The 19,031-nt window shown below is 42.1% G+C and carries 13 protein-coding genes; 6 read left to right on the forward strand and 7 right to left on the reverse strand.

All coding sequences use genetic code 11. From position 1 onward, the window contains the following. Positions 1–210: 210 nt before the first annotated feature. Positions 211–1,071 (forward strand): YbgF trimerization domain-containing protein, encoded by an 861-nt coding sequence (locus LVY74_RS01790; protein WP_237813571.1) that lies wholly within the window; start codon positions 211–213, stop codon positions 1,069–1,071. 59 nt (positions 1,072–1,130) lie between these two features. Here LVY74_RS01790 and dld read toward each other — a convergent pair whose 3' ends face one another. From dld to lldP, 4 genes are read right to left on the reverse strand one after another with little or no spacing between them, the layout of a single operon-like run. Continuing rightward, positions 1,131–2,840, reverse strand: a complete 1,710-nt coding sequence (gene dld, locus LVY74_RS01795) for a D-lactate dehydrogenase (RefSeq protein WP_237813572.1) — start codon at positions 2,838–2,840, stop codon at positions 1,131–1,133. A gap of 10 nt (positions 2,841–2,850) precedes the next feature. Beyond that, positions 2,851–4,002 carry an FMN-dependent L-lactate dehydrogenase LldD gene (gene lldD, locus LVY74_RS01800; protein WP_237813573.1) on the reverse strand — a complete coding sequence of 384 codons (1,152 nt, stop codon included), beginning with the start codon at positions 4,000–4,002 and terminating at the stop codon, positions 2,851–2,853. Further along, positions 3,999–4,754 (reverse strand): transcriptional regulator LldR, encoded by a 756-nt coding sequence (gene lldR / locus LVY74_RS01805; protein WP_237813574.1) that lies wholly within the window; start codon positions 4,752–4,754, stop codon positions 3,999–4,001. The genes lldD and lldR overlap by 4 nt, the downstream gene beginning before the upstream one ends. Before the next feature lie 27 nt (positions 4,755–4,781). Further along, positions 4,782–6,446 carry an L-lactate permease gene (lldP, locus tag LVY74_RS01810; RefSeq protein WP_237813575.1) on the reverse strand — a complete coding sequence of 555 codons (1,665 nt, stop codon included), beginning with the start codon at positions 6,444–6,446 and terminating at the stop codon, positions 4,782–4,784. Positions 6,447–6,879: 433 nt separating this feature from the next. On the opposite strand from lldP, the gene LVY74_RS01815 reads away from it, so the two are divergent. Next, positions 6,880–8,277 carry a coniferyl aldehyde dehydrogenase gene (locus LVY74_RS01815; protein WP_237813576.1) on the forward strand — a complete coding sequence of 466 codons (1,398 nt, stop codon included), beginning with the start codon at positions 6,880–6,882 and terminating at the stop codon, positions 8,275–8,277. Positions 8,278–8,284: 7 nt separating this feature from the next. Here LVY74_RS01815 and LVY74_RS01820 read toward each other — a convergent pair whose 3' ends face one another. Then, complete coding sequence (locus tag LVY74_RS01820; RefSeq protein WP_237813577.1) at positions 8,285–9,676, reverse strand: aminotransferase-like domain-containing protein; 1,392 nt, start codon at positions 9,674–9,676, stop codon at positions 8,285–8,287. Between the two features lie 111 nt (positions 9,677–9,787). Here LVY74_RS01820 and LVY74_RS01825 point away from each other — a divergent pair, with 111 nt between their 5' ends. The 4 genes from LVY74_RS01825 to accC all read left to right on the forward strand — a co-directional run bounded on the left by LVY74_RS01825 (position 9,788) and on the right by accC (position 13,719). After that, the gene (locus tag LVY74_RS01825) at positions 9,788–10,657 is read left to right on the forward strand and encodes a DMT family transporter (RefSeq protein WP_237813578.1); all 870 of its coding nucleotides are present in this window, start codon (positions 9,788–9,790) and stop codon (positions 10,655–10,657) included. Positions 10,658–11,431: 774 nt separating this feature from the next. Continuing rightward, positions 11,432–11,869 carry a type II 3-dehydroquinate dehydratase gene (gene aroQ, locus LVY74_RS01830; protein ID WP_237813579.1) on the forward strand — a complete coding sequence of 146 codons (438 nt, stop codon included), beginning with the start codon at positions 11,432–11,434 and terminating at the stop codon, positions 11,867–11,869. Between the two features lie 35 nt (positions 11,870–11,904). After that, the gene (accB, locus tag LVY74_RS01835) at positions 11,905–12,330 is read left to right on the forward strand and encodes an acetyl-CoA carboxylase biotin carboxyl carrier protein (RefSeq protein WP_111891384.1); all 426 of its coding nucleotides are present in this window, start codon (positions 11,905–11,907) and stop codon (positions 12,328–12,330) included. Positions 12,331–12,345: 15 nt separating this feature from the next. Next, positions 12,346–13,719, forward strand: a complete 1,374-nt coding sequence (gene accC / locus LVY74_RS01840) for an acetyl-CoA carboxylase biotin carboxylase subunit (RefSeq protein ID WP_237813580.1) — start codon at positions 12,346–12,348, stop codon at positions 13,717–13,719. Between the two features lie 82 nt (positions 13,720–13,801). Here the strand turns inward: accC and LVY74_RS01845 are convergent, their stop codons facing one another. Beyond that, the gene (locus LVY74_RS01845) at positions 13,802–14,905 is read right to left on the reverse strand and encodes a beta-ketoacyl-ACP synthase III (protein ID WP_237813581.1); all 1,104 of its coding nucleotides are present in this window, start codon (positions 14,903–14,905) and stop codon (positions 13,802–13,804) included. Between the two features lie 30 nt (positions 14,906–14,935). Next, positions 14,936–18,841 carry an ATP-dependent RNA helicase HrpA gene (hrpA, locus tag LVY74_RS01850; RefSeq protein ID WP_237813582.1) on the reverse strand — a complete coding sequence of 1,302 codons (3,906 nt, stop codon included), beginning with the start codon at positions 18,839–18,841 and terminating at the stop codon, positions 14,936–14,938. Between the last annotated feature and the right edge of the window lie 190 nt (positions 18,842–19,031).

The raw sequence follows: 19,031 nt of genomic DNA on the forward strand, positions 1-19,031 counted from the left end.
CCACAAAATCCGAACCGTTTGATTATTAAAGAATCATATTGTTTTTTATTTTAGCCAAAAATGATGTGTCTCTTGAATCTCTCACAAAGAAATGCTGAAAAATTGTAAAGCTTGCTTGCTTTAAATCCAGTAAAATTGATAAATAAACGCTAAAATCTTAGCAAGCATTTTTGCTTTGCCTTCTTATTTTGATTTATTCAGGTTCTTCATATGAAGCTTAAAAAGTTAGCATGTGCCCTGCTAGCAGCCACCACTACCGCTGCAGTCTTGGCTGCACCGATTGAAAATGTTTCATTGAGTCAAAATAATAGTAGCGGCTCAACCAATATGACAACAACGAATTCTTCAAGTAGCAATGTTCCTACCAATGTGAACTGGGAACTCATGCAGCGTATTGATCAACTTGAAAATCAGGTACGTAGTATGCGAGGCATGATTGAAGAGCAACAACATACGATTGATCAGCAGCGCCAAGACCTAGACAATCATTACAATGACTTAGACCAGCGTTTACAACTCCTTCAACAAAAAGTCGATGGAGATGATGGTTCAGGAGCTTCAGAAGATGCCACCAGTGACGATAGTAGTGCATCAGATGCAACTCCAAGCAACAACTCAACAGCACCAAACAGCACATCTACAACTCCTCCTCCTGTAGCCAAACCAACAACAGATGCAGGAGTACCCCCAGCAAAAAAGCCGCTGAGTGAAAAGGATGCTTATACCTTAGCACTCGATGCCTACAAACAAGGTGGTGCTAAGCAAGCCATCAAACCCATGCAGGATTTTATTAAGAATTACCCAGACAGCATTTATATTGGCAATGCACACTTTTGGCTCGCTGAATTTTATTTGGCAATAGAACCTGCCAATTATAATAATGCTAAAAAGAACTATGAAATTGTGTTTAAACAATTCCCTCAGTCAGCCAAGGCGCCTCGTGCTTTATATCAACTTTATAGCATTGCTAAAAATGTTGATCATAACAATGTTTCTGCCAACCTTTATCGACAACAACTGCTGAAACAATTTCCAAAATCTACGGAAGCAGGCTATCTAAAAAAACCATAAGCTCTATCAATTATCATAAAAAATCCAGTCAATGTGACTGGATTTTTTCTCTAAAGCAATTATGAATTCTTAGACTTCCAATATTTTAACTTAGAAGTCTGTCCAATCCCGACATTGAAGCTATTGGTTGGATCAAGCTTCTGATAATGCTGTTTCAAGGCAGGCTTAGCGACATATAAATGTCCGACATTATGCTCTGCTGGATACTCAGCACCCCGATGGTCGAGCAGTTTCCACATCTGATGTTCCATATCTAAAGTATCAACGCCTTTTTTCACGATATAGTCTTGATGGAACACATGGCATAAGAAATGCCCATAATAAAGTTTATGGATAATTTTCTCATCTATCTCTTTCGGTAAGGTTTCTAGCCAATCACGGTCATTACGGCGTAACGCAATGTCCAATGGCACAATGTCTTCGACTTCGCTACGATGGGTATCCCGATAACGAATCGCAGCACCCGCAACCGCAAAACGGTGCAAGAATGCTTTACGCCCTTCATCGGCATCACATAAGAAGTAGTTACCAGTTTCACGATGCTCAGCAAAGTAACCTGCCAAAAACTGCTGAACCTGAGCCACATCCTGATCTTCAATACGCAAGATCAAATGATGCTCGTATAAATCACGGAACTGGTTCATACGTTTCGGCAAATGATTTGGCAACAAATGAGTCATGATTTGCAAGACCTTATCGGTCAAGCCACGTATCCCAAATTTTTCCAAGAAACCATCCACCTTATCTTTCATGGCAAAGGCTTGTGGCACTTTGGCTGTACCAAACTTCTCAATAAAGACAAAGGTATCTTTACCGTACTCAGCACCGATGTCATACGCCACTCGGTGAATATATTCACCTGCAATCGGAATGCGAGGTAAATCTTGCAACAAGAAACGACGAATTGCTGTCAAATCATTAATGGAATTTGAACCTACATAAAACACCTGACTTTTGATTTTTTCAAAGGTGTCTAGACGTACTGCAAAAATACACACTTTACCTGCCGAGCCTGAAGCCTCAAACAAGCGACTTGGATCAGCATTAAAACGTGCAGGTGTTGCTTCATCGACCTGACAAACATCATGGGCATAATGATGATCTGACGCACAGCGATGTTCCGAATTCTCGACATCACCCGATTGATATTGATTTTGCTGCAGGCGTGTCAAAATTTCTTCAGGGGTTTGACCCAAGTTGATACCTAGATGGTTGACCAACTCAAGCTTGCCCTGCTCTGTCACACGCGCATAAAGTGCCAACTCAGTATAAGCAGGCCCACGGCGTACCAAAGCCCCACCCGAGTTATTACATACACCACCCAAAACTGATGCACCAATACATGATGAACCAATCACAGAATGTGGTTCACGGTTATATTGCGCCAATTCACGCTCAAGAGCATCCAGTGTAGCACCTGGTAAACAAATCACTTGCTTACCGTCATTAATGACTTGGATACCCGCCAAGCGACGTGTGCTGATTAACACCACAGGACGATCATAGTCATCGCCATACGGTGTTGAGCCACCTGTTAAACCTGTATTGGCAGCCTGCATAATCACGATACAATCCGCATCTACCGCAGCTTGTAAGACCTGCCATTGCTCCAACAAATTTGCTGGCACAACCACTGCTAAAACTTTACCTTCACCGAAACGGCGTCCTTGACGATACAAACGCGTATGCTGATCATCAGTCAGGACATGTTGTTCACCCACGATTTTTTTTAACTGCTGAATCGTTTGAGCGTGATTTGCGTGTGACATAAGTATTCTCTTATTTTGCTAGACGGTCTAAATTCACAAGGCAATCTGAATTGATGTCTTGAATGGTTTTCGCACCCGTTAAGGTCATTGCGACTCGCATTTCCTTGTCAATCAGTTCCAGTAAGTTAGATACACCCTGCCCACCTTCTGCGCCGAGTGCATAGACAAATGCACGTCCTAACATACACAGATCGGCACCCATGGCTAGCATACGTACGACATCCAAGCCATTACGAATACCTGAATCCACCAAAATTTTTAAATCACCTTTCACGGCATCTGCAATCGCAGGTAAAGCACGTGTTGTCGAAAGCACGCCATCGAGCTGACGACCACCATGATTGGAGACCACAATCCCATCTGCACCAAAACGTACCGCATCTTTGGCATCTTCTGGGTCTAAAATGCCTTTAATCACCATTGGGCCATCCCAGAAATCACGAATCCACTCTAGATCTTTCCATGAAATAGATGGGTCAAAGTTTGCACCTAACCAGCCAATATAATCTTCCAGACCTGTTGGTTTACCCAAATATTTAGAGATATTACCTAAGTCATGCGGACGACCAAGCAAGCCGACATTCCATGCCCAATGTGGATGTGCAAAAGACTGTAAATAACGGCGCATCGCTGCATTTGGCCCACTCATACCCGAATGAGCATCACGGTAACGCGCCCCTGGTACGGGCATATCCACCGTAAAGACCAATGTTGAGCAACCTGCCGCTTTAGCACGTTCCAAAGCATTTTTCATAAAGCCACGGTCACGCAGTACATACAACTGAAACCACATTGGGCGTTGAATCGCTGGGGTAACTTCTTCAATCGGGCAAACAGAAACTGTTGATAAGGTAAATGGAATGCCTTTTTTATCGGCAGCAACTGCAGCTTGCACTTCACCACGGCGGGCATACATGCCTGTCAAACCCACAGGTGACAACGCCACAGGCATCGATAATGTTTCATCAAAAATCTTGGTTTCAAGACTCAGTTGAGACATATCATTGAGTACACGCTGACGCAGTGCAATTTGAGATAAATCTTCGACGTTTCGCTTTAAAGTATATTCTGCATAAGCCCCACCATCGATATAGTGGAACAAAAATGGCGGCAAACGACGTCGTGCCGCTTCGCGGTAGTCATTTGAGGAAGAAATGATCATTTTAAATCGATCCTTTTTAAGCGAGATGAGCGTTTTAGACGAGCTTCTGCTTCGTCAATCGCACGCACCTGTTGAATAATAAATTCGATATGCCCACACACCGATGAACGTGCCAACTCAGGATCTTGTTTATCAATGGCATCCATCACCTGAAAGTGCTGCAAGTGTAATTGTCCAAATTGGTGAGGATCGGTATAAATCTTTTTACGACCCAAAACGACGTTGTATTGCAATAAGTCAAACAGACTCCGCATCATTTGCGTCAATACAATATTGTGAGAGGCTTCAGCAATCGCCAAATGAAAGTTAGCATCGGATGCTGAGGCTTTATCTGCATCACCAATCGACTGGAAATGTAACACCTGATCATAATAATGATGAATCTTGGCACGATCTTCTTCAGTTGAACGCTGCGCTGCATACCAAGCTGTTCCACCTTCTAAAATCAGGCGTGCTTCCTGAACATCGAAACGATATAGCGGGTCTTGATCAATCAGATCACTGAGCGGCTGAATAATAAATTGGTCAGACCAATCACTTTGAGGGCGTTTTGCCAAATAGGTTCCAGCACCTACACGACTTGCGATCACCCCTTGACTTGAGAGTTTTTGCAGTGCTTCACGCAATGAAGAGCGTGAAACACTGAGTTGTTCACACAGTTGACGTTCTGAAGGTAGCCGATCACCCACCTGCATACTCTGTTTTTCTATCAGGTCATACAGGCTTTGTACTACACGATCGGCTATTTTCATCTTACTTCCCTTCGGTCAATCTGCAACTCATGGAATCATCCATGGAAAAACATAGGCTTGAAGGGTAATGATAATACCAATCATCACAGTAAATGCGATACTGTGCTTCACAGTGAAACGGAATAAATCAGATTCTTTACCCACCAAACCGACCGCAGCACACGCAATGGCGATTGATTGCGGTGAAATCATCTTACCTGTTACACCACCTGAAGTGTTTGCAGCAACAAGCAATACGTCTGGCACGCCAATTTGATGTGCGGTAGTCGCTTGCAATGCACTGAACAAGGCATTTGCAGAAGTATCTGAACCTGTCAAGAACACACCCATCCAACCTAAGAATGGCGAGAAGAAGGTAAATGCTTGACCAGTATGCGCCAAAGCCAATGCCAATGTTGCTGACATGCCTGAGTAGTTCGCAATGAAGGCAAATGAAAGTACCATGCCAATCGAATAGATCGGTGTTTTTAACTCTTTCACGGTTTCAGCAAAAGTTGCCACTGCCGCAGCAGGACGCATTTTCAATACAACAATCGAAATGATCGCTGCAAAAATGATTGCTGTACCTGTCGCAGAGAACCAGTCAAATTTAAAGATCGCATCATAATCAGTCGGTTTGCCTACCACTGGTGGCATTTTTTGTACCAATTGATGCAAATATGGGACTTTGATGGCAATTACCCAATCATGTAATGCACCATCTTTGGCAAACAAGCTCTTGAATGGCTTGATGCTCCACAATGTGACCATTGCGGTCAAAATCATAAATGGAGACCAAGCTTTAAAGATTTGACCCGCAGTATGTTTTTGCTTTTGCTGTTCTAAAATTGTGTTATCAACCACACCATCTTCATTCGAGAAACGGAAAATATGTTTTGGTTTCCAGAATTTAAGTAGAAGAGTTAAGCTTACCAAAGATGCAATTGCTGCAGTAATGTCTGGAAGTTCTGGGCCAACAAAGTTTGAAGTCAGGTATTGCGCTAAAGCAAATGCACCACCACCGACCAAGATCGCAGGCCATGTTTCTTTCACACCACGCCAGCCATCCATAATCGCCATAATCCAGATCAGAACAATCGGCACAACAAATGGTAATTGACGACCGACCATTTGGCTAATGGCATGAGTTTCAACACCTGAAACCTGACCCGCCACAATAATTGGAATCCCCATCGCACCAAATGCCACAGGCGCAGTATTCACAATCAGGCACAAACCTGCGGCATACAATGGTTTAAAGCCAAGCCCTACCAACAATGCAGCAGTAATAGCCACTGGCGCACCAAAGCCCGCAGCACCTTCAAGGAAAGTACCAAAAGCAAAGCCCACCAAAAGCATTTGTAAACGCTGATCTTCTGTAATCGACAGAATACTTGAACGAATTACATCGAATTGCCCAGTTTTTACCGAAACTTTGTAGAGGAACACCGCACCAATAATGATCCAAGAAATCGGCCAAAGCCCATAAAAGAAACCATAAACGATAGATGCAAAAGCCATACTGGTTGGCATTTGGTATGCAAATAACGATACCAGCAATGCCAGAACAACAGTAATTGTTCCTGCTACGCTGCCTTTCAGACGAAATACAGCCAAAGCAAGGAAAAAGAAAATAATAGGGATCAGGGCAATCAGGCTAGATAGCCAGACATTACCCATAGGATCATAAATTTGTTGCCATTGTTGTAGCATTCTCTTCTCCTTGAAATGCTTCGGCGATATCTATAAATGAACATTGAATGCTTTAAATTGGTCATACCAATTTTATTTAAAAACATCAATTTGTTGCCGAATAGTAATTATTCACACCCAAAAGATCAAGATTGGTCTAAATATTTTATATATTGGTCTGACCAATATAAATAGAAATTTATTTCACTTTTCTTTTAAAGTGATCATTTAAAAATTTATAATTCATTTTAATAATCATAAAGATAGTCAAAAAAATTGGCTGTTTTAGCGCACACAAAAAATAGTTTGCAACTTTAGTCTAAGAAGGGGCTTAATTGCGCTCATTTATTAGTCTTCATAGAATTTATCTGGAAACTCAAGATTCACAAATCCAATTCGATATCACAACTTTTTCAGTTAGTATGCAGTGATACTTTCCAAGACTTTTGGCACGATGACCGATTCAGCAGAATACCTTGATCATATTTTCCAACAACAAAAAAAGGCTTTTTTAACCGCCCAATATCCAACGCTAGAACAACGCCGCACTCGACTCAAACAATTAAAAACTTTATTGCTCAAACACCAAGATGCCATCATTGCTGCGATTTCTGCCGATTTTGGGCATCGCAGCAGCGATGAAACCAAACTGGTGGAAATGCTGCCGAGCATTATGGGCATTCAGCACAGTCTGAAACATCTTAAAAAATGGATGAAACCGAATCGCCGTCAAGTCAGTATTTTGTTTCAACCTGCTCAGGCTTATGTGCTGTATCAACCTTTGGGTGTGGTTGGCATCATTGTGCCGTGGAATTACCCTTTGTTTCTAGCGATTGGCCCACTTTGCCAAGCCCTAGCCGCAGGCAATCGAGCGATGCTGAAAATGAGTGAATTTACCCCCAATTTCTCAGCTTTATTTAAAACCATATTGGCTGAAGTTTTCCCTGAAGATTTGGTGTGCGTGATCACTGGAGATCATCACATCGCTGCCAAGTTTTCAGCACTGCCCTTCGATCACTTACTGTTTACAGGTGCAACCTCGATTGGTCGACAAGTCATGCGAGCCGCATCGGAACACTTAACCCCTGTCACTTTAGAGTTAGGTGGTAAATCACCAAGCATTTTAGGTAAAGATGCGCCGTTTGAAGAATCTGTACGTCGAATTGCGTTTGGCAAAGCCATCAATGCTGGGCAAACCTGTGTCGCACCTGATTATGTTTTTGTTCCCGAAGACTTGCTCAATCGCTTTATTGAAACCTATCAAAATGTCATTCGGGAATTTTATCCAGAACTCGCTCACAATTCTGATTGCAGTCAAATTATCAATGCACGTCAAACCCATCGTCTACAAAGCTATTTAGATGATGCACAAGCACAAGGCGCAAAGATTACCTCGCTTTACCCTGCAACCGAGCAGCATTTTGGTCATTATCTGGTACAAAATGTACATGATGATATGTTGCTGATGCAAAATGAAATTTTTGGTTCGATTTTGCCAATTTTAACTTATCGGCATATTGATGAAGTGATCGACTATATCAATCAGCGTCCACGTCCATTAGCGCTGTATTATTTTGGTTACGACAAAAATGAGCAGCAGCACTTTATCAAGCACACACATAGCGGTGGGGTCTGTTTAAATGAAACCTTGGTTCACGTTGCACAGGACGACTTACCTTTTGGTGGTATTGGGGCTTCAGGGCTTGGGCATTATCATGGACATGAAGGTTTCTTGACTTTTAGCCATGCCAAGTCCGTCTTTGTCCGTCCAAAATTCAGTTTGATGAAACTGATCTACCCACCGTATGGCACATGGCTACAAAAACTGATTTTCCCTCTATTTTTACGTTAATCATGCATCAACCAAGCTGTTGCATCACACGTTGCAATACCTGATAAATCCGTTGATCTGCTGACTGCGCCACATTGAAACGTAAAAACTGGTCAGCAGATTGGCGAACACTAAACACATTTCCAGGCGCTAAAATAATACCTTCTTGCAAACACAGCTTAGAAATTTGCTGTGCCGAATACCCTTCTGGCAACTGACACCACAAGAACATTCCCGATTGAGGAATCAGCCAAGGACGAATGCCTAAAGGGGCCAATTTCTGTATGGTTTTACTCATTGCCAATGCCAATTGCTGCTTTAACCACTCCACATGTTTTCGGTAAGCATTGTCGGTTAATGCATGATAAATTAGTTCTGTACTGAGCTGATTATTGTTAAAACTGGTCGCAATTTTCAGATCAATCAATTGCTCAATCCACTGTTGTTGCGTCACAATATAACCACAACGCATTGAAGCAGAAAGTGTTTTAGAAAAACTCCCAATTTGGATCACCTGAGCAAAACCGTTCAATGCCGCATAGCGTGGTGCAGGCATATATTCAAAGTCTGCAAAAATATCATCTTCCACAATAATTAAATCGGTTTGCTCGACCATTTTCAGAACTTGATAAGCTGTTGCAAGTGACAACTGACCACCCGTTGGATTATGAATACCTGAATTAGTGATATAAAGTCTCGGTTTATGTGCTAAAGCCTCTCGAAACTGTTCCAGATCTGGACCTGTCGCCGTCCAAGGAATCGAAATGGTTTTGACCTGATGCGTTTTTAGCAAAGCATGAAAATTAAAATAACAAGGGTCATCAATCAGTACAACATCATTGGGATTGAGAAAAAGTCGACAAACTAAATCAATGGCATGTGTACCACTATCGGTCAATAAAATTTGATCAGGATGCGCCGTTACCCCAGTGGTCTGCATGCGCTGAGCAATTAAATGTCGAAGCTCGGCAAAACCCAAGGGTTGACCATAACTCACCAAATGCGATGTTGTTGATCGTGAAACAGTTCGTAAAGACTTACGAATCAGATCTTCTGTCATCCAGTGTTCAGGAAGCCAACCACAGCCTGGTTTTAAATGACTTGCATCAGCCTCTAAAGACTGCCGAGAAATCCATAATGGATCGACATCACGATCTAAACGGGGTGCGATTGCCGTAAAGGCATAAGATGCACGAATGCCAGTGACAAAATAACCAGACCCCGCTCTAGCCTCAATCCGTTGCTCCGTGACCAAACGCGCATAAGCTTCTATGACCGTTGAAATAGATACATCCAACTGCTCTGCAAGTTGCCTGAGGGATGGCAAACGCGAGCCTGCAACCAAAATTCGGTTTTCAATTTGTTGATGAATATGGGCTTTTACCCGTTCAATTTTACTCGATGTAGTTAACTCATCCATAACAGTTGTAATTTTTATACCCTAACAGTTTTATTCAATTGTATGGCTTTGTGGCTGTTTCAACAAGCCTCTCATTTTATACATTCAGATCATTGGATGGAGAGTCTCTCAATGTTGAATATTTCACGTGGTTGGTTAAGTGGATTTTGTGGCGTGTGTATTTTTGCAGGTTCGCTGCCTGCAACACGTTTGGCTGTTGTCGGATTTAGCCCTGAGTTTTTAACGTCAATCCGCGCACTGATTGCGGGTATCTTGGCTTTATGTACCGTACTTTGCTTTAAACAGCGTTTACCCTCTATCACTCAGTTTAGATCACTCATACTGGTCGCCATTGGGGTCGTATTGGGCTTTCCTTTATTTACAGCATTAGCGCTCAAACAAATGAGTGCATCTTATTCAATTGTATTCGTTGGATTATTACCTTTAGCAACTGCTATTTTTGCCATCCTATTGGGTGAAAAGAAACCACCTTATCAATTTTGGCTGTTTGCAGTGCTTGGCAGTTGTAGCATTATTGCTTTCATCTATATGTCACCGCAGACACAACACCCGATTTCTGCGGATTTGTATATGCTGGCAGCGATTTTACTTTGTGGACTAGGTTATGCCGAAGGTGGTCGTTTATCGAAAGATTTGGGTGGTTTACATGTTATTTCTTGGGCGCTGATCTTAACACTTCCCTTTATGTTATTTGGCAGCATCTATTATTTCCCTCAGAGCTTTAGTCATGTCACATTCAGCGCATCTTTAGGATTACTTTATGTGTCTCTATTTAGCATGTTTATTGGATTTATTTTTTGGTATCACGGCTTAGCCACAGGCGGTGTCGTTGCAGTGGGGCAATTACAATTACTACAGCCTTTTTTGGGTCTGGGTTTATCCGCAATTATTTTGCATGAATCTGTCGGCTGGTCAATGTTTTTAACCAGTTTACTGGTAGTTGGCTGTGTAAGCTTTGCCAAGAAATTTTCTGTTCGCTAAATACATCTCTCGGTAAGTCATTTACGGCTTACCAAGCTTGGTTCTATTTAAGTACTTAAATCCAGATCCATGAGAAAATCATTTAAAAATCATATTCAAATATCAGTTATTTAGATAATGAAAATGATACCTATCCTACATGTAACAACTTATTGCACATTCTATAAACACTTACACTGCTGTTTTATCACTCAACATACGTTCAATCTGAACAAAATGGTCAATGCCTTTTAGTTTATGAGGACAATTTAGTTCAGACAAAAGTACACTTTCTGCAAGTTTTGTTTAGGACTCAAAGTCTTTTTCAATAAAATACTTAGGCTATTACGCCTAATCAAGGGATTAATTTTGTCAACATCATGCTCAATAAATCGTGTTAAAAATCTTGAAAATTATAAAATTTACTTAATTTATTCATATATTTAATTATTTAAAATCCTATAAATCGCTTAAAATAAAAGTGACCATAAAACCTAACTTTGTTATAAATTCCACCATTCCAATTGTTTTTATTTAGTGTTAGTGTAAACAAGCATAAGAGTTCAAAACATTCCAAAAAATTAAAGATACATACAAGTTTTATGTTTTCAAAATGGCACTTTTTAACATTGTTAATTTTCCCAAAAATTTACAAGATATACGCATAATTTGATTTGTTTATTCTGTATAGATAAGTACAACTTGCAAAATAATTACAGAATTCAAAGCAAAAACCCGCCAACTTTGTAAAGATCTTGCAAAAAATGATTGCAATTTCTGACTGGAGCGCACTCTATGACTTCACGTATTTTGGTCATTCACGGACCAAATTTAAATTTGCTAGGAAAGCGCGAACCTGAAGTATATGGGCACCTCACCTTAAACGACATTAATCAAAGCCTGATTGAACAAGCCAAACAACTAGATTGCTCTTTAGATACATTTCAAAGCAACCATGAAGGCGCAATTGTCGACCGTATTCATTTAGCACAAGAACAAGGTGTGCAATTTATCATTATTAACCCAGCAGCATATACACATACATCGGTTGCATTACGTGATGCGCTGCTTGGGGTCAATATTCCATTTATTGAAGTGCATTTATCCAATGTGCATGCCCGTGAAGCCTTTCGTCATCACTCATACCTCAGCGATAAAGCCGTTGGTGTGATTTGTGGCCTAGGTGCGAAAGGCTATCACTTTGCACTCAATTATGCGATTTCTCAACTTTAACCTTCTCATTAATCTTCATAAGGAATACGAACACCATGGATATTCGTAAAATCAAAAAACTCATCGACTTGATGATTGAATCTGATCTTCACGCGATTGAAGTAAAAGAAGGTGATCAATCGATTGCTTTAACTCGCCGTAGCCCTGCACCAATCCAAATGGGCGTTGCTGCAATGCCAGCACCTGCTGCTGAAGCTGCTGCTCCAAAAGCAAAAGCACCACGTGGTGTTGTTGAAACTGCACCGATGGTTGGCGTGTTCTATGCAGCGTCAAGCCCAGGCGAAGCACCATTTGTTCAAGTAGGTCAAACAGTTTCTGCGGGTGATACACTCGGTATTATCGAAGCAATGAAAATCATGAACCCAATTGAAGCAACTCAAAGCGGTGTAATTGAAGAAATCTTGGTAAAAAATGGCGAAGTGATTGAGTTTGGTCAACCGTTATTCCGTTACCGCGCATAATTACGGGGACTCACAATGTTGCAAAAAGTTCTGATTGCAAACCGTGGTGAGATCGCCTTGCGAATCACCCGCGCTTGTAAAGCCTTAGGCATTAAAACCGTTGGTGTGTATTCTAGCGCCGACAAAGACTTGATGCATTTGCGTTTTGTCGATGAAGCTGTATGTATCGGTCCTGGTACAACCAGCGAAAGTTATCTTAATATTCCAGCATTATTAACTGCTGCTGAAGTTACAGGTGCAGATGCCATTCACCCTGGTTATGGCTTCTTGTCTGAAAATGCTGAATTTGCAGAAATGGTTGAAACTTCGGGCTATATCTTTATTGGTCCACGCCCAGAACACATCCGTTTAATGGGTAACAAAGTTTCGGCAATTACCGCAATGCGTAAAGCTGGCGTACCCACAGTACCAGGCTCTCAACACGCAGTAACACCTGCCAATGCAAAAGAAGAAGCAGCGAAAATCGGTTTCCCACTGATTGTTAAAGCCGCTTCTGGTGGTGGTGGTCGTGGTATGCGTATTGTTGAACGCATCGACACTTTGCTTGAGTCTGTACAAGCAGCTCAACGTGATGCTGAAATGTGGTTTGGTGATGACACGGTCTATATGGAACGTTTCTTACAAAAACCTCGCCACGTTGAAGTTCAAATCTTGGCAGATGGTCAAGGTCATGCGATTCACCTGTACGATCGTGACTGTTCTTTACAACGCCGTCACCAGAAAGTGCTTGAAGAAGCGCCTGCACCAGACTTGCCTGAGCAAGCACGTGCTGACATTCTTGAAGCTTGTGTACATGCATGTAAACTTATGCAGTACCGTGGCGCAGGTACGTTTGAATTCTTATTTGAAGATGGCGAGTTCTTCTTCATTGAGATGAACACACGTGTTCAAGTTGAGCACCCTGTGACTGAAATGGTCACTGGCGTTGACATCATTGAACAGCAAATTCGTATCGCATCTGGTTTAGGTTTAACCCTAAAACAAGAAGACATCGAAGTTAAAGGTCATGCGATTGAATGCCGTATCAATGCTGAAGATCCAACAACGTTCCTACCATCTCCAGGTCGTATCGAACACTTCTATGCGCCAGGCGGTGCTGGTATCCGTTTAGACTCTCATATCTATTCTGGTTATAGCATTCCACCTTATTACGATTCTATGATCGCGAAATTGATCGCACATGGTAAAGACCGTCATACTGCGATTGCTCGTATGCGCCAAGCCTTAGATGAAATGATTTTAACAGGTGTGAAAACCAATATTCCATTACATAAAGATTTGATCTTACAAGACAAAGCTTTCTGTGAAACAGCGATGGATATTCACTATCTAGAAAATCATTTGCTTAAACAGCTTGAACAACCTGTTGAAGAAAAAAAATCTGCTTAATAACCTGAGTTAATTTGCAGTAAAAAAGCCCAATACAATGTACTGGGCTTTTTGTTTTTCTTAGCATATCAGGATCTAAATCTTAACCTACTTTTTTCAGCAAGACTGTCCCAACCGAATAACCTGCACCAAATGAACTTAAAATTGCATATTCATCCACACCAACTTCATGTGCCGTTTTATGCATGGCAATAATCACACCTGCTGAAGAAGTATTGGCAAATTCATCTAAAATAATCGGGGCACGTTCAGCTTCTGCATGTTTACCTGCGACATATTTCAAAATCAGTTCATTCATGTTGGCATTGGCTTGGTGTAACCAAAAGCGTTTGACCTGATCGGCAAGCAACTGGTTTTTCTCAAGTTGTTGATTAATCATCTGCGCGACCAATGGACAGACTTCTTTAAATACCTTACGTCCATCTTGATTAAACAATAAAGCATCGCCAAAGGCATCTTCACAACGGTTTAAAAAGCCAAAGTTATTGCGAATATTGTTCGAAAACTGGGTTTGCAAACTGATATCAACCAGTTCAAAACCTGCTTTGTCTGAACTTTCTTCAATAATCGTCGCTGTCGCAACATCACCAAAAATAAAATGACAATCGCGTGATTTAAAGTTGAGATGTGCCGAGGTAATTTCGACATTCACCATCAAAACACGGCGCGCACCTGCCTGAATGGCATCATGCGCCTGTTTCAAACCAAAAGTCGCCGAAGAACACGCCACATTCATATCATAAGCATAGCCTTTGATGCCCAATGCCGACTGAATCTCAATCGACACGGCAGGGTAAGCACGCTGCATGTTGGAACATGCCAAGATCACCACATCAATCTCGTCAGCCGTCACACCCGCTTGCTGCATGGCCTGCTTGGCAGCAATGACGCCCCACTCCGCTTGTAATGACAATTCATCATTACTGCGTTCAGCCAAACGTGGATACATACGGTTGATATCTAAAATGCCTGATTTTTCGACCACATAACGGCTTTTAATGCCCGATGCTTTTTCAATAAACTCTGCACTTGAGCCATGCAGTTCCGCAAGTTCACCTGCGGCAATTTGCTCAGCATGGGCTTGGTTGTAGCGTTCTACATAAGCATTCAAGCTTGCGACCAGTTCCTGATTACTGATTGCTTCGGCTGGATGAAATAACCCTGTCCCTGTAATACGAATGCTCATGTCAAATTCCTCAATTATTCAAAAATCAAATCAAAGACCCAACTGTTGCCAGTGTTTTTGCAAACGATTTTCGGAAATTGGCATCTTGGTTTTCATTGGCTGCGAAAATAATGAAATTCGCTGCTCTTCGACCATGGTGTACAATTCTCGCAATCTTGGGTCATTTTTATATTTGAATAATTTTTCCATCCAAGCATCGATCTGATCAATGGCAGCAGTATCTCTTTGCAAGTTATTTGGTAGACGCTCCAGTCGCATCATGAGTGCCTTCAAATAGCGTGGGAACTCTTGCCATAAGCTCAAAGGTTGTGTATAGACGAAATTATCCAGTTGCATCAAGTCTAACTGGTCTTCAATATCATCCATATTCTTGCCAAAAATGCTTTGATCAAGCGTAAGTAATTGACGGCGAATGTTTTGCCACGGAATAAGAACGTCATTGAGCACGCTTAAAATGTGCTGACCATGCGTCAAAAACTGTTTTTTGACCTGAGCCAGCAATTCTGCAAACGCTTTAGCATCGACTGGCAATTCATTAATTGCTTCATCCAGAGTGGCATAAATCAACATTTGTTCCAGTTTGGCTTTATCACCAAGTGGCGAATAGGCCAAAGCCAGTGGCTTAGAAATCTGTTTTTTCAACTGACGAATCGCATCGCCCAATTGTAAATGAATCAGACGAATCACCCCTTGCTTATGCTGATGCATTGCTTCGGCTTGATCATTAAAGGTCTGAATCACCACACCCGATTCATCTTTAGCATCGAGTTTAGAAAAAGCTTTGGTCGGAACCAGTGCCTGAAACTGCTTGACCACCACGCCCGTAACTTTTTGAGCAGCTTCAAACACAAATTGCTCAGGGAAAATTTGAAACTCGCCTTTGGACTGTTTGACTGGTCGATGGGTTTCAGTACGACAACGTGCCTTCAGTTCAGACAGATCACGTCCTTTTTCAATAGTGCGACCTTTTTCATCCACCACCACAATAAATGGCAAGAGGTACGGATCAACACGCTCAAATGAAAAATCTTTTTCAGTAATTTGCTCACCACGTAGCGTAAATGCTAGATACTTAAAAATGTGCTCACGTAAATGCACCGCATCTACGCCACTGAGTAATTTTTTGGCGGTATCGGGAATCGGCACGATATTACGGCGTTTATCTTTTGGCAAAGCTTTCAGTAAAGCTTCAATCAAATCCAGACGCCAACCCGGAATTCCCCACGACCAGATATTTTCATCGACCTGTGGCAAGGCTTGGACAGGAATTTTAACGGTTGCCCCATCCTGATCATGGCTTGGGTCAAAACGGTAACTGGTCGCAAGACGTAGCTCGCCATTGTGCAAATAATCAGGGAATTGCTGCGTGGTTGGACGGTCACTTTGCCAAAGTGCATCATCTTCCACAAACAGATAACGTGGCTGTTTCGGTTCAACCGTTGCACGCCAATCTTCAAACGTTCGGCGACTGGCAATGTCCTCAGGCACACGCGCGGCATAGAACTGGTAAATGGTTTCTTCATCCACCACCAAATCGCGACGGCGCAATTTATCTTCAACACGCTCAACTTCTTCAAGTTTGAGTAAATTGTGCTTTAAGAATGGTGGTGTAATCCCCAATTGACCTGTCGTTAAAGCATCACGCAGGAAAATTTCATGCGCAGCCGCATGATCCACTTTTTCAAAATTAATTTGGCGTTTTGGCTCAATAATTAAACCAAACAATGAAATTTGTGCATACGCATTCACAATGCCTGACTTCTTCGACCAATGCGGCTCAAAGTAGTGGTATTTCAGCAAATCACGCGCTGCAAGCAAAATCCATTCAGGATCAATCTTCGCCAAGGTGCGCAAATATACCTGCGAGGTTTCGACCATTTCAAAGGCCATCACCCACGAAGTGCCTGCTTTATGCAAACTACTGGCAGGGAAAATTCGGGCTTTTTGCTGACGCACGGCCATATAAACATTGCGTTCATCGGTTTTATTGGCAATAAACGATAACAACCCTGTCAATAAAGCACGATGCAGATTTTCATAACTGGCAGGCTTGTCATTCCACGACAGTTTGAGACCTTCTGCCAGTTCAACCAACTGCTGATGAGTTTGTCGCCATTCACGTAAACGTAACCAACTTAAAAAATGCTGACGAGCGAAATTACGGCGTTTATTTTCGGTCATCGCTTCGCGATTGCTTTGCAGTGTGTCCCAAAGTTTTAAATAAAACAGAAAATCAGAATCTGCTTCTTTAAATAACGCATGTTTCTGGTCTGCTTGGGTTTGCTTATCGGCAGGACGTTCCCGTGGATCTTGCACCGCCAATGCACTGACCACCACCAGAATTTCTTTGAGCACTCCAAAATGCGAACCTGCAACGATCATACGTGCCAGACGCGGGTCGATTGGCATTTTTGCCATCATTTGTCCGACTTTGGTCAGAGAATCTCCCCCAACCCCTCTTTTAGAAAGAGGGGCTTGTTCAAAGGAGGATTTAGGAGGATTCTTCTCTGTCAGCGCACCAAGTTCAATCAGAAGCTTACGCCCATCATTCACTAGACGGTGATCAGGCGGTTCAATAAAATCAAAGTCTTCGAGATTACCGAGCCCCAAACTTTGCATCTGTAAAATCACCGATGCCAAGTTGGTTCGTTTAATCTCAGGTTCGGTAAATTCTGGACGACTCTGGAAATCTTCTTCGCTATACAAACGAATACAGACACCCGCAGCAATACGACCACAACGACCTTTACGCTGATTGGCAGCCGCTTGTGACACCGCCTCAATTGGCAAACGCTGCACCCGTGAACGATAGCTATAACGCGAAATACGTGCAAAACCACTGTCAATGACGTAGCGAATATTCGGTACAGTCAATGCAGTTTCAGCGACGTTGGTGGCAATAATAATGCGTCGACCTGCACCACCGGGATTAAAAATCCTTTGCTGTTCAGACAGTGCTAAACGTGCATAAAGTGGCAAAATTTCGGTATGGCGTGGGCCGTATTTCTGTAAAGTTTCTTGCAGTTCGCGAATTTCTTGCTCGGTACTGGCAAAAATCAAAATATCAGCGTGTTCAGGATGCCCTTTTTCTACGGCATCGGCAAAACATTCTTCAACAGCCTGAACGACGGCGCGCGGCAAATTTTCTTCAAAATCATCAAAGGCATCATCATCACTACCGCCAATATTCATTTCAGAAATTGGACGATAACGCACTTCTACAGGGAAGCTACGACCTTCGACTTCAAAAATTGGCGCTTGACGGAAGTATTCACTAAAACGGTTAACGTCTAATGTCGCCGAAGTAATGATGACTTTTAAATCTGGGCGTTTTGGCAATAACTGCTTCAAATAACCCATGATGAAGTCAATATTGAGCGAACGCTCGTGTGCTTCATCGATAATAATCGTATCGTATTTATTTAAAAATCGGTCATTTGACAGTTCTGCCAATAAAATCCCGTCCGTCATTAAACGGACGATCGAATCATTGGAACCTTGTTCATTAAAACGGACTTTAAAACCAATCGACTCGCCCAGTTTTTCACCGACTTCTTCAGCGATACGCTGTGACACACTGCGCGCAGCCAAACGACGTGGCTGGGTATGCCCGATCATGCCTGTCAAGCCACGCCCTGCAAGCATGGCAATTTGTGGTAATTGTGTTGTTTTCCCCGAGCCTGTTTCACCCGCAACAATAATCACCTGATGCTGTTGAATCGCGGCAATCAGACGCTCAGCATATTGAGTAACAGGTAAATCTTGATTCAGCTTAATTTTTGGTAAACGCTGAAAACGTGCTTTGACTTGCGCATTGGATTTTTCAAATAATGCTTGGTACTGCTGTTGATCCGCATCCTTTGTCTTGCCTAGTCGATTTAAACGATGTCGGTCACGCACCATAACCAATTGATCTATATTTAAATCACTTTGCACCGAATGCTATCCTCATACATAAAAGAGGCTAGTTTACTCGACTCTGATCTTGATAGAAAGAATTACATTTCCAAGTTTTTTCAACAAAGCCCTTGAATTTAAAGCTGTCTATCTTCATATTTAGTCACAGTGATGCGAAATAGGATTGTGACTGTCATCACCATGCAATAGATGACCCTAACAATCCTAC

This window comes from Acinetobacter sp. ME22 (assembly GCF_022012315.1).
Lineage (GTDB): Bacteria > Pseudomonadota > Gammaproteobacteria > Pseudomonadales > Moraxellaceae > Acinetobacter > Acinetobacter brisouii_A.

Excerpts from the sequence above, each read along its gene's own strand:
- LVY74_RS01815 (WP_237813576.1), top strand. The coding sequence starts at position 6,880 with ATGACCGATTCAGCAGAATACCTTGATCATATTTTCCAACAACAAAAA.
- lldP (WP_237813575.1), bottom strand. The coding sequence starts at position 6,446 with ATGCTACAACAATGGCAACAAATTTATGATCCTATGGGTAATGTCTGG.
- dld (WP_237813572.1), bottom strand. The coding sequence starts at position 2,840 with ATGTCACACGCAAATCACGCTCAAACGATTCAGCAGTTAAAAAAAATC.
- LVY74_RS01820 (WP_237813577.1), bottom strand. The coding sequence starts at position 9,676 with ATGGATGAGTTAACTACATCGAGTAAAATTGAACGGGTAAAAGCCCAT.
- aroQ (WP_237813579.1), top strand. The coding sequence starts at position 11,432 with ATGACTTCACGTATTTTGGTCATTCACGGACCAAATTTAAATTTGCTA.
- lldD (WP_237813573.1), bottom strand. The coding sequence starts at position 4,002 with ATGATCATTTCTTCCTCAAATGACTACCGCGAAGCGGCACGACGTCGT.
- accC (WP_237813580.1), top strand. The coding sequence starts at position 12,346 with ATGTTGCAAAAAGTTCTGATTGCAAACCGTGGTGAGATCGCCTTGCGA.
- lldR (WP_237813574.1), bottom strand. The coding sequence starts at position 4,754 with ATGAAAATAGCCGATCGTGTAGTACAAAGCCTGTATGACCTGATAGAA.
- LVY74_RS01845 (WP_237813581.1), bottom strand. The coding sequence starts at position 14,905 with ATGAGCATTCGTATTACAGGGACAGGGTTATTTCATCCAGCCGAAGCA.
- LVY74_RS01825 (WP_237813578.1), top strand. The coding sequence starts at position 9,788 with ATGTTGAATATTTCACGTGGTTGGTTAAGTGGATTTTGTGGCGTGTGT.
- LVY74_RS01790 (WP_237813571.1), top strand. The coding sequence starts at position 211 with ATGAAGCTTAAAAAGTTAGCATGTGCCCTGCTAGCAGCCACCACTACC.
- accB (WP_111891384.1), top strand. The coding sequence starts at position 11,905 with ATGGATATTCGTAAAATCAAAAAACTCATCGACTTGATGATTGAATCT.